This window comes from Thalassolituus sp. UBA2009, from assembly GCF_002335285.1.
GTDB classification, from domain to species: domain Bacteria; phylum Pseudomonadota; class Gammaproteobacteria; order Pseudomonadales; family Oceanobacteraceae; genus Venatoribacter; species Venatoribacter alkanivorans.
Genome location: NZ_DDCJ01000157.1, coordinates 1 through 13965, shown reverse-complemented (window position 1 = coordinate 13965; position 13965 = coordinate 1). Strand labels below are relative to the sequence as shown.

Here is a 13965-nt window from a genome sequence, read left to right as displayed (position 1 = left end):
TCCTATAACCCGCTCGCTATCTGTACCCGCGCCGGTTACCAGGGCTGGGTATTTACCCAGAAAAGCACCGCTCAGGTCTGTAATGGAGTAGTCGACTGGCACGGGAAAAAATACGATCTGCAGGCCATTGGCGCGCTGGCTGGCGTCGACTGGACCGGCGGTTTTATGCGCCACGAAACCTTCTGGAACTGGGGCAGCCTGTCATGCCGGCTGAGCGATGGCCGTCGTCTGGGCTTTAACCTCGCTGCCGGAGTAAACGAAACCGGCTTCAGCGAAAATGCCATCTGGTTAGACGGCAAGATGATTAAAGTGGATATGGTGGATTTCCGTTTTGACCGCTATCACCCGGATCATTCCTGGGCGCTGCGCTCCGCCGATGGCAGCATTGATCTGCACTTTGAGCCTAAAGGCCGGCGTCAGGAAAAAACCAATGCGCTGATTATGGCGTCCAACTTTAATCAGTACTTTGGCCAGTATCATGGCGAGATTCATCTGCCGGATGAAAGCATTCACCTCGAAGGCGCCTGGGGTCTGGTCGAAGACCACTACGCCCGCTGGTAAAAGACGGTTGCGGAAGCCGATGTTCATTCGCGGGCCAATATTATCCGGCCACGCGAATGATCAAACACGCCAATAGCGAAAATCTGACGGCTTTTGTATAGTCATTCTGACAAATGACTGCAGGATGCCGCTATGAAATCCAACCGCCTCACCCTTGCACTTTGCCTCGCCGCTCCTCTGGCACAGGCCGAATTTTCCAATACGTCCTACAGCTTCTTTGCTGCCGGCTTTGAGAATGTGAATTACTCGGAGCACCTCGATAACTTTGGCGGTTCAAAGGTCGATTCAAGTTTCTCTGCCACCAATTTTGTTCAGCGCTCCGGCGGCTATACCGCCATTGACGAACATTTCGGCTTCTTTATTAAGACAGCCTCAACGCTGATTGCTCAGGAAGAAACAGAAAAGTGGGACGCCAGTGGCTTTTCCGGCCCGGTGCAGGAAGATGTAGCAGCAATGAACTATCAGGCTCTGGATACCACCATGGCCTACCATATGGGCAATGGTGGTTACTGGCTGCTGGGTATTCATTATCAGAAAATCAGCTTTTCCCGCTTCGGCTGGGAAAGCACGGATCAGACCGAAAGCTTTGCCGATTCTATCGAAGACTATATCCGCAATACTCCGGCGTTGTTTAATCCGATTCAGACAGGTATCAGTAACGGCTCCTTTAAAAATTCTGCGGGTAATATTATTACCACCGAAGCCGAATACTTTGCGGCAACCCGCTATAAACCAGAAGATACCCTGGAGGTTGTATTCGAAGATGCCAGCTCTTTCAGCCTGACCGGCGGCTATGAATACGACAGCTACTTTATGAACCAGTCACTGGGGCTGCGTTATATTGCCGGTGCTCAGTTAGGGTTAAATCTGTATGAAAACGTACTGAACAGCGGAAATAACAAAGCGCTTACCCGCAATTTTGGCGGTGGCATTGATCTGCGTTTAACCGCCGGTATTGGCTACCAATTCCGTCCGGAAGTCGGTGCGATGGTTATGCTGGATGCCAACGGCAGCTGGCGTGATGGCATTAAAGAAAAGCTGAATTCAGCACAAACCGTAGAACTGCCGGATAACTCCTTTTATGCCTACGCTCTGACCGGCAGCGTGTTCTGGAATTTCTGAAAAACGGAAATATTCGCGCTAAAAAAACCGGGCAGTGCCCGGTTTTTTTTATTTATGCCTGTCGCTGAATGCCGGGCACTGCTGAATACTAAGGCAGCAAGTCACTGATGGTCAGTTTAATCAGATTTTCTTCATGATTACTGACGGGTGACTGCTCCGCCTGCCAGTCACCACTTTGTGGCATTGGCTGGCCCGATTTGGAAATCCGCGCCACCAGAGTCACCTGCTCATGACTGCTGAGGTTCATACCCGGCGCCATCGCCTGTGCGTCACTCAGGGTAATCACCTGCGGTAACTGAGCGACCGTCAGCTTCTGTACGGCTAATGGCATTGGCGGGCCACTGACAGCACGGGCCAGAACAAACACAGTATCCGCCGGATCAACTGCGGCCTTAGCTTCAGCAGAAAGGTCGACCAGCACTTTAATTTCGCTGCGTTTCATCCAGCTTAAATCCACCTCACCACCCTGCTCACGCACGTGTTCAACCGCACGTAAAATACCCTGTGCCAGCATTTGCGCTTCCGGGGAATCGCCCATGCCCAGCCACAGCTGACGCCAGTAATTAACGGCGCCCTGATAATCTTTTAATTCGAAGGCGAGCATACCGGCCATACCTAACGCCTGACGATTACCCGGAGTCAGCGCCAGTGCGTCTTTTAACAGCTGGTACATGCCATTATCCGCTTTCTGATCAGCGGCAAAGAAGCGTGCCTGAGCCAGGAGTGTCATGGTCGCCGCACGGTCAGCGGTTGCCTCTTCCGGCAAGGCAACCAGAATATCGGCAAAGACTTCTGCGGCCTGAGCAAAATCGCCATTGGCATTCAGCAAACGGCCGCGCAGGTAATTCCACTCGATATTGCCCGGTTGCTTTTGTCCGGCAGCGGCAAGGCGCTCAATTAATTCACTGCGTTCCGGCTGCGTCAGTTCAACCTGACTGACTTTTTCCAGCAACTCAGTGGCGCGCAGTTCATTCGCGGCCCCCCACTGCTGATACAGCAAGACGGTTCCGGCCACAGAAAACAGCAGCAACGCCAGAGCAACCGGCCAGCGATAACGTGCAGGAGATGCTACTGCCTGAAGACCGGCATTACCGCTGGACGCCAGAAATTCACGATCCAGCTCCAGCTGCAGTGCCTGCTTTTGTTCCTCATCCAGATCACTGGCCGCCAGCTCATCGGTGCGTTCCTGATACAGACGCAGATTTTCTTCACTCTGATAACGGTCATCAGCTTTTTCCCGGTGCCAGACCGGCACCAGCAAAAACATCAGCAGTAACAGACTCAGTAATAACAGTGCCCAGATCATGAAGATTTCGCCTTATTTTTTAATGCCTGCAGACGTGCCTGCTCTTCTGCACTTAACGGTGCTGCTGGTTGTTTCTGACCGCGACGGATCAGCACCAGTAATAACAAACCAAATACGAAAACCAGCGCCGGGCCAAACCACAGCAAAAAGGTTTCTGCGCGGAATGGCGGGTTATAACGCACAAAATCGCCATAACGGTCGACCAGATAGCCGACAATTTCTTCGTCGCTCTGACCTTCCTGCATCAGCTCGTACACTTTATCGCGCAGATCAACCGCGACCGGGGCATTGGAGTCCGCCAGATTCTGGTTCTGACATTTCGGGCAACGTAAATCCTGTGCCAGCTGCTCAAAGCGCGCGGCATCGTCAGGATCGTCAAAGGGATATTTATAACCATCGACCGTTGCCAGCGCTGACAGTGGCAGCAACAGGCAGAGAAACAGGAAAATTTGCTTCATTGCATCGCCTCAAATTGCGGCTGCAGTTTGTCCCAGACCGCAGGATTCAGATCGCCGATATGCTTAGCGCGGATAATCCCTTTGCTGTCGACCAGAAAGGTTTCCGGCGCGCCATAAACGCCGAGTTCCAGACCTAACTTGCCATCAGGATCGGCGATATTAAACAGATAAGGATTGCCGTATGCCTGCAGCCACTGACGGGCTTTAAAATCATCGTCTTTGTAATTAATGCCGACGATTTTAACGCCTTCTTTGGCCAGCTCATTTAAAAAAGCATGCTCGGCTTTACAGGTTGGGCACCAGGTTGCCCAAACATTCACCAACACCGGCTCCTGCGGTAAATGATTGGTGCTTTCGCCGGACTCAACGGTATTCAGAATAAAGGTCGGAAACGGCTTACCGATTAATGGTGACGGCAGCGAGGTTTTATCCTCCTGACCCAGACCGATCCAGAACAGAATGCCCATGGCAATAAAACCGACCAGTGGAATAAAAAGGAACGCGCGGTTCATGCGGTCACCTCCTGTGCAGTGTTTGCCTGAGCATTATTCTGTGGTGCATTTTTACGCTGGCGGTAACGCTTATCCAGCATGGCCAGCAAGCCGCCCACCGACATAAAGATCGCCCCCAGCCATACCCAGCGCATAAAAGGTTTTACCTGCAGACGCATACCCCAGGCACCATCGGCCAGAGGTTCACCCATGGAGACATACACATCGCGGAACAACGATACATCAATCGCCGCTTCGGTCATGATCGAACCGCTGGCGTTGTAACGGCGTTTCTCCGGCTGCAGCAGAGCAATCTCACGCTCGCCGTCATAGACACGGAAACGAATGGCATCAGACACGTAGTTCGGTCCTTCCACATGGCCGGCATCGACAAATTCAAAGCGGTAATCACCAAGCATTTCCGAATCGCCTTTGGCCATCCGTACCGATACCTCAGTGCTGTAATTCGCCACCATGGTGACGCCGATAATGGTAATCGCCACGCCGATATGCGCCAGCACCATGCCCTGATAGCTCAGGCCCAGCTGCGGAATACGGCTTAAACGGCCACGGGCTTTTTTCCAGACATCCACCAGCGTGGCGCCAATCAACCAGAAACTGACGCCCATACCCAGCAGCACTTTCCAGTTCATTGTGCCGTCAGCCAGCAGTGGGACGGCAAAACCGAGCAGCACAGCGGCAACCATCGCCGCCACGGTTTCAGAGCCCAGACGCTTAAGGTCATCGGCTTTCCAGCGCGCCATAGCACCCAGCGCAATCACCAGCCCCAGCACGACGCTGATAGGTACAAACATAAAGTTGAACCAGGACGCACCCACCGACAGCTTGCCCATGCCCATAAAGTCGATAATCAGCGGATACAGGGTGCCCAGCAGAATGGCAAAGGCCGCCACCAGCAACAGCAGGTTATTAAGCAGCAGGAAGCTTTCACGCGACACCCAGCTATAACGGCCCACCGACGCCACGGTCGGCGCTTTAATGGCATACAGCAATAAGGAGCCACCCACACAGATACCCAGCAGCGCCAGAATAAACACCCCGCGCTCAGGGTCAGAGGCAAAGGCATGTACCGAGGTCAGCACACCGGAGCGCACCAGGAAGGTACCCAACAAACTCAGGGAAAAAGCAAAGATAGCGAGCAACACCGTCCAGCTTTTAAACAGGCCGCGTTTTTCAGTCACCGCCAGCGAGTGCAGCAACGCAGTGGCCACCAGCCACGGCATTAATGAAGCATTCTCAACCGGGTCCCAGAACCACCAGCCGCCCCAGCCAAGCTCGTAATAGGCCCACCAGCTGCCCAGAGCAATACCCAGGGTCAGGAAGATCCAGGCGGCCATGGTCCACGGACGTGACCAGCGTGCCCAGGCGGCATCCAGACGCCCACCCAGCAACGCCGCCAGAGCAAAAGCAAAGGCAACCGACAGACCGACGTAGCCCATATACAGCGTTGGCGGGTGCACGATCAGACCAAAATCCTGCAGCAGCGGATTCAGGTCAGCGCCTTCCTGCGGCATGCTCGGCAGGTTACGTTCAAAGGGATTGGAGGTTTCCAGAGTGAACAGGATAAAGCCCACCGACACCATCCCCATAATCGACAGCACCCGCGCCACCATATCCAGCGGCAGCGATTTACTGAACCAGGCAACCGCCAGCCCCCAGCAACCCAGCATGGTTACCCACAGCAACAGCGAGCCTTCGTGAGCGCCCCAGACAGCACTGATCTTGAACGCAGTTGGTAAAGCGGTGTTGGAGTTTTTGGCGACATAAGCCACCGAAAAGTCATCCACCACAAAGCAGTAAGCCAGAATCACCAGACTGATGATCAGAAATAACGCCTGTGCACTGGCCAGCGGGCGGGCATAAGCCATCAGCCAGCCCTGACCACGGCGCACACCGACCAGCGGTACCACCCCCTGAATCGCAGCCACCAGCAGCGCAAAAATCAGTGCCAGCTGGCCAAACTCAGGCAGCATTCCGGACAGATTTCCCATGTCAGTATCTCGCTTCTTCTAAGGCCTGCTTACCGTTCTGGTGCGCTTTTTCCAGCGCATCCTTCACTTCCGGCGGCATATAGTTTTCATCGTGTTTGGCCAGTACTTCCGAGGCGACGAACACACCGTCCTCACCCAGTTTGCCCATCGCCACAATCCCCTGCCCTTCGCGGAACAGATCCGGCAGGATACCTTCGTAGGCAATGGTTACTTCCGACATACCGTCGCTGACCACAAAGCGCACACCCAGGCCACTGTCATCGCGCACGACACTGCCCGGTTCGACCAGACCACCAGCGCGGATAGTACGGCCAACCGGCGCTTCACCACTGGCGATCTGGGTCGGCGTCATAAACAGATTGATATTCTGGCTGAGCGAATACATCAGCAGGCCAACGGCAGTACTCACACCGAGCACCATAAACAGAATCAGAGTCAGACGTTTTTTACGCTTGGGGTGCATGCTTTTTCTCCCGGCGCAGACGCTGGGCCTGCTCTTTCAGTAAACGACGACGACGCAGCAACGGCTGAGCCACATTTAAAGCAATAATCACGGCGGTCAGACCATAAGACAGCCAGACGTACAGGCCGTGGTGACCCATGGCCAGAAATTCGCTAACACTGTTGAATTCCATCAGGACTCCAGAATCTGTTTGACCCAGCTGCGCTTACGTTCGTGCCATAAAATTTCATTGCGCGTACGCAGAATGACCAGCAGAGCGAAGAACACATAGGTGGTAACAATCATGATCAGCAGCGGTATCAGCATGTCCGGATGCATGCTGGGCTTCTCCGTCAGCTTCAGCGTGGCCGGCTGATGCAGGGTGTTCCACCACTCCACTGAATATTTGATAATCGGAATATTCACCAGTCCGACCAGCGACAGAATGGCGCCGGCACGGTAAGAACTGTCTTCAGACTCCATCGCCTGCTGCAGCGCCATCACGCCGAAATACAAAAACAGCAGCAACAGCATCGAGGTTAAACGCGCATCCCAAACCCACCAGGTACCCCAGGTTGGTTTGCCCCAGATGGCCCCGGTCAGCAACGCAATCAGACAAAAGCTGGCACCGATCGGCGCAATCACCTTCGCCACCCAGGCCGCCATTTTCATCCGCCAGATCAGATACACCGCACCGGCCACGGCCATCATCATAAAGGCACTCTGCGCCAGAATGGCCGCCGGTACGTGGATATAAATAATGCGGAAGCTGTTGCCCTGCAGATAATCCGCGGGCGCATACAGCAACCCCAGAACCAGTCCGACCACCGTGCCGATCACCGACAGAACGGCCAGCCAGGGAATCCAGCCGGTGGTAATTTCATAAAACCATTTGGGTGATCCCAGACGGTGATACAGCTGTTTAAGCCACTGCCACATAACAACTACCGCGATAAGTTGAGTTTTAACGCCGCCGCCGAAGCAAAGGGCGTCAGACATAACGCCAGCGCCAGCATGGCGCCGAGAAAACCAATCTGGCCGTTCCAGGCCATACCAATGCCCGCATGGTACACCGCACTGGCAGCAAAAATCAGAACCGGAATATACAGCGGCAGAATCAGCAGGCTGAGCAACAAGCCACCGCTGCGCACACCCGCCGTTAACGCCGCGCCGACCGCGCCAAGCAGACTGAGTACCGGAGTTCCCACCGCCAGGCTCAGAATCAACGCCCAGAAAGCATCATCCGGCAGCGCCAGCATCAGCCCCAGCACCGGCGCCATCAGGGTTAACGGCAGACCACTGATACACCAGTGCACCAGCGCCTTGCCCAGCGACATCGCATACAGCGATTCTCCCGACGCCAGCCACTGCTCCAGCGAGCCATCTTCCACATCGGCTTTATACAGAGCATCCAGCGACAACAGGGTTGCCAGCAACGCGGCCACCCAGATCACGCCACCGGCAATCTTGCTTAAAAACTTAGGGTCCGGATCAACGGCCAGCGGAAACAGTGCTGCGACCATTAAGAAAAACATCAGCGGGTTCAGCCATTCACCGGGATTGCGCGCTGCCAGTAACAGGTCACGCTTAATGGTTGCGGTTACCAGACTCATGCGCGGGCACTCCCCAGTTCCAGCTGTCGCAGACTGGCAATATTCTCCAGTGCGTGGTGGCTGGTAATAATCACCGCGCCGCCACTTTCAACCTGACGCTGCAGGCGACCTTCCAGCCAGCGCACGCCGGCTTTATCGAGTGCGGTAAAGGGTTCATCGAGAATCCACAACGGGGTTGGCGCCACACATAAACGTGCCAAAGCCACGCGGCGCTGTTGGCCGGCTGACAGCTGCTGACAGGTGGTTTCTTCATAACCGCCCAGCTCAACCTCATCCAGTGCCGCCCACAGCTGATCGTCACTGACGTTCCAGCTGCTGACCAGCCAGCGCAGGTTTTCCAGCGGCGTCAGCGCTTTTTTCACCGCCGCCAGATGGCCCTGATATAAACGCTGTGAAGCATAAGCAGAAAAATCATCGGTCAGAGGCTCTCCGCACCACAGCAGTTCGCCTTCATAATCGCGGTTCAGTCCGGCCAGCAAACGCAGCAGCGTGGTTTTACCGGCGCCGTTCGGCCCCGCCAGTTGCAGCAGATCACCGTTGCCAACCGCTACATCCAGCTGCTCAAACAACACCCGGTCGTCGCGTTCACACAGCAACTGCCGGGCCTGCAAGTCGATAATGGTGGAGCCTGACGTGGCGGTCATGATGAACCTTATTCGAAAAAATCCGCGGCATTATATACAAAATCCCTCTGTCAGGACGGAAGCCGCCGAACTAAGATGGGTAAAGATGCGTAAACCTTGGCCGATATCAACATTATGCAACCCGAATCCGTCCCTCTTATCTCATCCGCGACCCTGAAGGCGGCCGCTCTGAATAAGGTTCAGACGGAGGCCGGCAAGGCTGTGGACACCCCGGCATCCGGCAACATTCAGCAAAGCAGCACAGCTGCGACAGGCACTGCCGGGACAAGCTCAGAAGCCGCGCGCCAGTCTGCCACGCAGAATTTTAATGCCCGGGTGATCAGCAGCATCGCTACTGATGAAGGTTACCGTCTGACCCTCGAAGGCCAGGACAGCGCCGGCAAACCTCAAACCCTGCAGGTCAGCAGTCAGTACCCACTGCCACGCAATACCCGGTTAACCCTGCAATTGAGCCAGAATGCAGACGGCCAGATGCGCCTGGGCATAACGGATATAAAACTCCCGCCGCAGACCAGCCCGTTAGCAGAAACCTCAGCCAGCACTCTGAAACTGGCCGCCGACGCGTTGCTGGCGAGTCTGAAAAGCAACGACAAAACCGCGGCACAGATACCTGTATCGCCAACAACTGCTGCCACAGGCAACAACCCCGGTGTCTCGCAGCCAGGACAACCGGCAGGACAGCAGACAGGACAACCGGCTGCGCCTCTGCCAGCTCTGATCAGCCAGTTTCTGGCCAGCCGCCTGCCCTTGCTGAATACAACAGCCACAACCTCTGCGTCGCTCAGCAGCATGCTGCCAGCCGGAGTAAATTCAGCCGGTATCTATACCAACCCGGCCAGAGCACAAGCGGGCAACAATACTGCACCACTCACAGGCTCAGCAGCCGGATTGCCCGGTACGGTCACCACGCCATCTGGCTCTGAACAGGCAGCTTCCACTACAGCTCAGGTGGGAACGGCAACGCATAATGCGCGGCTCTTATCGGGCTCCGCCCCGGCTTTGCAGCAACTGTTACAGCAGCCCGAGCTGCCAGCCAGCGTGCGTCTGCCGCTGCAGCAGTGGCTGAACCACCTGCCGCAAATACCGCAGTTGCAACAGCCCGCAGCCCTGCGTGAAAGTGTGCTGAACAGTGGCCTTATGTACGAAAACAAAGTAATGACCCTGCTGCAAAGCGCGCACACACAGCCAGCTCCGGGTATTTCTGGCTCAGGTATTTCTGGCGCAGCGACACCTGACTCTGCAGTAACCTCTGACAGCGGCTCGCTGTTCCGTACCCTCTGGGCCAAAGCCGGAATGGCACAAGCGGCGGAACATCTGCAAACACTCAAAACGGCATTACAGGTTGCAGGCAATACTTCAAATACCACTTCCGGAGCTGCACCGGTCAGTCCAGCAGATGCCTTAACAGCAGCCCTGCAGACGACGCGCGAGCGACTTGAAACAGCAACAGAAACGCCCGCTCCTGCAATCAGCAACAGCCTGCTGCAACAGATTGAGCACCTTCTGCACAGCGACACTAAAGCCGCGATGGGCAAAGCGCTGCTTGCCTGGTTGCAGGTCATTGCCCAACACCGTGGCAGAGATGGGCAGGCCTCGGCACCGCGGGAGCTGCCATTGTCATTGCCAGCCGGTCTGCGTGACAACCTGCCGGAAGGCTTTCGCCTGCTGCACAGCACCCTGGCCCAACTCGAAGTGGATCAGGCCCAGCGTCTGCAGAATGGCGGCGACAACAGCCTCAGTATTCCGCTGTATTTCCGTGATGATCAGCAGCCCAGAGAAATCCGCCTGCAACTGCAGAAAGAAGAAACCAGCAGCAGCGACAACGAACAGAAAAAAGTCATACGCTGGCGTCTGAAACTGCATTTCGAACTGCAGCAACTGGGGCCGCTGGACGTGGTGCTGGACATGACCCTGCCGCAGCTGGCCGCGACCTTCTGGTCAGAACAGCAGGACACACTGGCGCAACTGCAACGCAGCCTGCAGCCGTTACGCAGTCGCCTGCAACAGATGGGAGTCGACGTCAGCGAGTTACGTGCCCGCCACGGCCGGCTGCCGGAAACCAGCCGCAACAGCATCAGACAAAGTCTGGTGGATGTGCACAGCTGAGGAGACGAATATGAGCATTCCACAATCCCTGCTGGATGCCAGCGAAGCTATTGCCCTGAGTTATGACGGTGTCAGCGCCCCCAAAGTCAGTGCCAAAGGACAGGATGAGCTGGCTCAGGCCATTATTCAGCTGGCACTGCAGCATCAGGTGCCGGTTTACGAAAATGCCTCACTCATGCGCTGGCTCGGACAGCTCGATCTGGGGGATGAAATCCCGCAGCAGCTGTATCAGGTGATTGCCGAGATTCTGGCCTTTGTGTATGCGCTGGAAGGTAAGACTCCGGGACAAAAGCCTTAATGCCCCGCAGCAAAAGAGCATAAAAAAACGCCGGTTAAACCGGCGTTTTTTTATTTAAGCATCAGACGGCTCAGACGATACGTTCGGCCTGACGTTCCAGCGTCGACAATAACCAGCTGATATGTGCCTGCACCACTTCATCCGGGATCAGATCCACCCCAGCCAGCAACATTGGCAATGCGCGGTAGCGGTAGGAATCAATCAGACCGTGAATAGAAGCAACGAAGAACAACGCCAGTTGCTGTTGCGCAGCTTCGCTGCGCTCCGCCAGCGATGGCACAGCATCACTGAGCAGCGATAAAAGATGTCGTTGCCATTCTTCAACCAGACGTCCGACCTGCAGCTGAATATCCTGATCAACAGCTTCAGTTTCATCCAGACTGAGCAGTGGTGGCTGAAACATCAGCTGGTAATAACCGGGAAAGCGCTGGGCAAAGGCAATCAGCTGTCCGGCAAATGCATAGAGAGAATCGGTGGGACTGTTACTGCTCGACATCTGCTCGTTGATATCAGCAAACGCCAGATCAAACCCACGACGGCGGGTATGAATAAATAAAGATTCTTTATTCGGGAAGTAGTTGTAAATATTGCTCGCAGTCATTCCCAGCTGCGACGCCAGCTTGCGCATGGACAGATGATGAAAGCCAACTTCGGCCATCACGCTGGAGGCACTGTCCATAATTCGCTCACGCTGTGCCGCAATCTCTTCCGCTGTAAACGGCTTCTTTGGCATGTCCCCACCCCTTTCAAGTCTCTGCTTCTGCAGATGTCGTTATATATCGAATTTAACTATAAAACGTCTGATCTTTTGCAAAATCAAGACTGTTAGCGGCCAAAGTCGTAAAAAGTTGAATAAATGTCAATTAAACGTCACGACTGGCATCTTGATATGGCGCAAGGCCCGGCGAGCCCTACGCTCTACAATGACGGCTGATTTCTGTTACCTGTGACGACACCATGACTGAACAACTCCTGTGGGACCCTCTGCTGATCCAGCGTTACAACAAACCCGGTCCGCGTTACACCTCCTACCCGACTGCCGTTGAGTTCCGCCCGGCAACCGACGATCTGGGTGAACGGGCAGCATTCAGTCAACGTGATTCCGGCAAGCCACTGTCGCTCTATATTCACGTCCCGTTCTGCCGCCACGTCTGTTACTACTGTGGCTGTAATAAAATTGTGACCAAAGATACCGGGCGTGCCGCCCCCTATCTGGAGCAACTGAAGAAAGAAATTCTGCTGAAACGTGCCCTGCTGGATAAGAAAGCCGTAGTTGAACAGCTGCATCTGGGCGGCGGTACGCCGACGTTTCTCAGTGATGACGAGCTGGTTGATCTGGTGCAGTTCCTGCGTCAGAACTTTAGCTTCAGCAACGCCGACAGCGCCGATTACTCTATTGAAATCGACCCGCGCGAGCTGCGCCCAAACACTCTGAAAGTACTGCGTTCACTGGGCTTTAACCGCCTGAGCTTTGGCGTGCAGGATCTGGAGCACAAGGTGCAGGAAGCGGTTAACCGTATTCAGCCGGAATCCATGATCCGCGCCGTTATGAACGATGCCCGCGCACTGGGTTTCCGTTCTATTAATATGGATCTGATCTACGGTCTGCCCTTCCAGACTCTGGAAAGCTTCGACCGCACTCTGGACAGCATTATTGATATGTCTCCCGACCGCTTATCGGTTTTTAACTATGCCCACCTGCCGGAGCGCTTTAAGCCACAGCGCCGTATCTGTGCCGACGATCTGCCGGGCGCCGATGAAAAACTGGCCATTCTGGGTCATTGCATCACTAAACTCTCTGCTGCTGATTACCACTACGTCGGTATGGACCATTTTGCAAAACCCGATGATGAATTGGCCCGCGCTCAGGCGGCAGGGAAACTGCACCGTAACTTTCAGGGCTACACCACCCACGGTGATTGCGATCTGATAGGCTTTGGCGTGTCGTCCATCAGCCAGATTGGCGATTACTACCTGCAGAATCAGGTAACTCAGGCAACCTGGGAGCATGCGCTGAATGATGACCGCCTGCCGACGATGAAATTGTTGATTGCCAGCGCCGAAGACAAGCTGCGGCGCACCGTGATTGCCGAACTGCTCTGTCATCTGAAATGCGAATTTGCCGCACTCGATCAGATGTTTGCCATCGACAGTCGTCAACATTTGCAAAGCAGCCTTGATGAGTTAGCACCGATGGTGAATGATGGCCTGGTAATCATCGATCAGCATGCCATCCGCATCACCGACAAAGGACGCTTATTGGTACGTAATGCCTGCATGGCATTTGATACCTATCTGCAACAACATGAGCAGCAACGATTCTCCAAAGCCATCTGAATCCTCTCCCCGCAGCGCGCGCAGCAAGTGGCTGCGCCGCGCGGCCGAACTCCTTCTGTTTGTTTTACTGTTCAGCGCCCTGAGCCACTGGCTCAGCCGCCATATGCTGGATGCCGGCAGTTATGCCCCCTCACTGCAACTCCCCGTATTGCAAGGTAATCAGCCAGACGCTGCCAATAGCAGCCAGAACCCCGGCAGTTATCTGACGTCCGGAGATCTGAACTGGCCTGCAGCCCATCCGCGTACACTGGTGTATTTTTTTGCGCCCTGGTGCAGTATCTGCCGCGTCAGCATGCCCGGACTCAATCTGTTGGCTAATGAAGATCTGCGTGTTGTGGCGGTTGCGCTGGACTGGGAAACCCGGCAGGAAGTTGAAACTTTTATTCATTCGGTAGGCTTCACAGGCGAAGTTCTGCTGGGTAACAAGAGCACCGCCGAGCAGTATCAGGTACAGGGTTACCCGAGCTATTACGTGATGGACAACAACGGGGAAATTCTGCATCAGGACAGAGGACTGAGTACACCTCCCGGGCTGTGGCTGCGTACTCAGCTATAAACAGATAACGATTCAGAGC

General features: G+C 55.0%; 16 protein-coding genes. 6 read left to right on the top strand and 10 right to left on the bottom strand.

Annotation, left to right across the window (positions count from 1 at the left end; all coding sequences use genetic code 11):
* Positions 1-561: DUF2804 domain-containing protein (locus B3P58_RS19435; protein ID WP_286719897.1), on the top strand; the 561-nt coding region annotated here is incomplete at its 5' end.
* Between the two features lie 132 nt (positions 562-693).
* Positions 694-1683 (top strand): hypothetical protein, encoded by a 990-nt coding sequence (locus B3P58_RS19430; RefSeq protein WP_286719895.1) that lies wholly within the window; start codon positions 694-696, stop codon positions 1681-1683.
* An 88-nt stretch (positions 1684-1771) separates the two neighbouring features.
* Here the strand turns inward: B3P58_RS19430 and ccmI are convergent, their stop codons facing one another.
* The 9 genes from ccmI to ccmA are packed head-to-tail and all read right to left on the bottom strand — an operon-like array spanning position 1772 to position 8649.
* Positions 1772-2989, bottom strand: coding sequence for a c-type cytochrome biogenesis protein CcmI (gene ccmI / locus B3P58_RS19425; RefSeq protein WP_286719892.1), 1218 nt, complete (start codon positions 2987-2989; stop codon positions 1772-1774).
* Positions 2986-3447: a cytochrome c-type biogenesis protein gene (locus B3P58_RS19420; protein ID WP_145469386.1), complete on the bottom strand. Its 462-nt coding sequence runs from the start codon at positions 3445-3447 to the stop codon at positions 2986-2988. Before B3P58_RS19420 ends, ccmI begins: the two co-directional genes overlap by 4 nt.
* On the bottom strand, positions 3444-3959 hold the full coding sequence (locus tag B3P58_RS19415) for a DsbE family thiol:disulfide interchange protein (RefSeq protein WP_145469385.1): 516 nt from the start codon (positions 3957-3959) through the stop codon (positions 3444-3446). The genes B3P58_RS19420 and B3P58_RS19415 overlap by 4 nt, the downstream gene beginning before the upstream one ends.
* The gene (locus B3P58_RS19410) at positions 3956-5932 is read right to left on the bottom strand and encodes a heme lyase CcmF/NrfE family subunit (RefSeq protein ID WP_414716591.1); all 1977 of its coding nucleotides are present in this window, start codon (positions 5930-5932) and stop codon (positions 3956-3958) included. Before B3P58_RS19410 ends, B3P58_RS19415 begins: the two co-directional genes overlap by 4 nt.
* A 19-nt stretch (positions 5933-5951) precedes the next feature.
* Positions 5952-6413 (bottom strand): cytochrome c maturation protein CcmE, encoded by a 462-nt coding sequence (ccmE, locus tag B3P58_RS19405; protein ID WP_145469384.1) that lies wholly within the window; start codon positions 6411-6413, stop codon positions 5952-5954.
* Complete coding sequence (gene ccmD, locus B3P58_RS19400) at positions 6397-6585, bottom strand: heme exporter protein CcmD (RefSeq protein ID WP_145469383.1); 189 nt, start codon at positions 6583-6585, stop codon at positions 6397-6399. The genes ccmE and ccmD overlap by 17 nt, the downstream gene beginning before the upstream one ends.
* Positions 6585-7331, bottom strand: a complete 747-nt coding sequence (locus tag B3P58_RS19395) for a heme ABC transporter permease (RefSeq protein ID WP_145469382.1) — start codon at positions 7329-7331, stop codon at positions 6585-6587. Before B3P58_RS19395 ends, ccmD begins: the two co-directional genes overlap by 1 nt.
* Positions 7332-7336: 5 nt before the next feature.
* Complete coding sequence (gene ccmB / locus B3P58_RS19390) at positions 7337-8005, bottom strand: heme exporter protein CcmB (protein ID WP_145469381.1); 669 nt, start codon at positions 8003-8005, stop codon at positions 7337-7339.
* The gene (gene ccmA / locus B3P58_RS19385) at positions 8002-8649 is read right to left on the bottom strand and encodes a cytochrome c biogenesis heme-transporting ATPase CcmA (protein WP_145469380.1); all 648 of its coding nucleotides are present in this window, start codon (positions 8647-8649) and stop codon (positions 8002-8004) included. The genes ccmB and ccmA overlap by 4 nt, the downstream gene beginning before the upstream one ends.
* Before the next feature lie 201 nt (positions 8650-8850).
* On the opposite strand from ccmA, the gene B3P58_RS19380 reads away from it, so the two are divergent.
* Together B3P58_RS19380 and B3P58_RS19375 are read left to right on the top strand one after the other, a co-directional pair.
* Entirely contained in the window at positions 8851-10755 is a 1905-nt protein-coding gene (locus B3P58_RS19380; RefSeq protein ID WP_286719883.1) for a flagellar hook-length control protein FliK, read from the top strand.
* Between the two features lie 10 nt (positions 10756-10765).
* The gene (locus B3P58_RS19375) at positions 10766-11053 is read left to right on the top strand and encodes an EscU/YscU/HrcU family type III secretion system export apparatus switch protein (RefSeq protein WP_225691685.1); all 288 of its coding nucleotides are present in this window, start codon (positions 10766-10768) and stop codon (positions 11051-11053) included.
* A 70-nt stretch (positions 11054-11123) separates the two neighbouring features.
* Here the strand turns inward: B3P58_RS19375 and B3P58_RS19370 are convergent, their stop codons facing one another.
* Complete coding sequence (locus B3P58_RS19370) at positions 11124-11786, bottom strand: TetR/AcrR family transcriptional regulator (RefSeq protein WP_145469377.1); 663 nt, start codon at positions 11784-11786, stop codon at positions 11124-11126.
* A gap of 224 nt (positions 11787-12010) precedes the next feature.
* On the opposite strand from B3P58_RS19370, the gene hemN reads away from it, so the two are divergent.
* Both hemN and B3P58_RS19360 read left to right on the top strand, forming a co-directional pair.
* On the top strand, positions 12011-13390 hold the full coding sequence (hemN, locus tag B3P58_RS19365) for an oxygen-independent coproporphyrinogen III oxidase (RefSeq protein ID WP_145469376.1): 1380 nt from the start codon (positions 12011-12013) through the stop codon (positions 13388-13390).
* The gene (locus B3P58_RS19360) at positions 13359-13946 is read left to right on the top strand and encodes a TlpA family protein disulfide reductase (RefSeq protein ID WP_286719878.1); all 588 of its coding nucleotides are present in this window, start codon (positions 13359-13361) and stop codon (positions 13944-13946) included. Before hemN ends, B3P58_RS19360 begins: the two co-directional genes overlap by 32 nt.
* The last annotated feature ends 19 nt before the right edge of the window (positions 13947-13965 follow it).

Excerpts from the sequence above, each read along its gene's own strand:
- B3P58_RS19430 (WP_286719895.1), top strand. The coding sequence starts at position 694 with ATGAAATCCAACCGCCTCACCCTTGCACTTTGCCTCGCCGCTCCTCTG.
- ccmI (WP_286719892.1), bottom strand. The coding sequence starts at position 2,989 with ATGATCTGGGCACTGTTATTACTGAGTCTGTTACTGCTGATGTTTTTG.
- B3P58_RS19420 (WP_145469386.1), bottom strand. The coding sequence starts at position 3,447 with ATGAAGCAAATTTTCCTGTTTCTCTGCCTGTTGCTGCCACTGTCAGCG.
- B3P58_RS19415 (WP_145469385.1), bottom strand. The coding sequence starts at position 3,959 with ATGAACCGCGCGTTCCTTTTTATTCCACTGGTCGGTTTTATTGCCATG.
- B3P58_RS19410 (WP_414716591.1), bottom strand. The coding sequence starts at position 5,932 with ATGCTGCCTGAGTTTGGCCAGCTGGCACTGATTTTTGCGCTGCTGGTG.
- ccmE (WP_145469384.1), bottom strand. The coding sequence starts at position 6,413 with ATGCACCCCAAGCGTAAAAAACGTCTGACTCTGATTCTGTTTATGGTG.
- ccmD (WP_145469383.1), bottom strand. The coding sequence starts at position 6,585 with ATGGAATTCAACAGTGTTAGCGAATTTCTGGCCATGGGTCACCACGGC.
- B3P58_RS19395 (WP_145469382.1), bottom strand. The coding sequence starts at position 7,331 with ATGTGGCAGTGGCTTAAACAGCTGTATCACCGTCTGGGATCACCCAAA.
- ccmB (WP_145469381.1), bottom strand. The coding sequence starts at position 8,005 with ATGAGTCTGGTAACCGCAACCATTAAGCGTGACCTGTTACTGGCAGCG.
- ccmA (WP_145469380.1), bottom strand. The coding sequence starts at position 8,649 with ATGACCGCCACGTCAGGCTCCACCATTATCGACTTGCAGGCCCGGCAG.
- B3P58_RS19375 (WP_225691685.1), top strand. The coding sequence starts at position 10,766 with ATGAGCATTCCACAATCCCTGCTGGATGCCAGCGAAGCTATTGCCCTG.
- B3P58_RS19370 (WP_145469377.1), bottom strand. The coding sequence starts at position 11,786 with ATGCCAAAGAAGCCGTTTACAGCGGAAGAGATTGCGGCACAGCGTGAG.
- hemN (WP_145469376.1), top strand. The coding sequence starts at position 12,011 with ATGACTGAACAACTCCTGTGGGACCCTCTGCTGATCCAGCGTTACAAC.
- B3P58_RS19360 (WP_286719878.1), top strand. The coding sequence starts at position 13,359 with ATGAGCAGCAACGATTCTCCAAAGCCATCTGAATCCTCTCCCCGCAGC.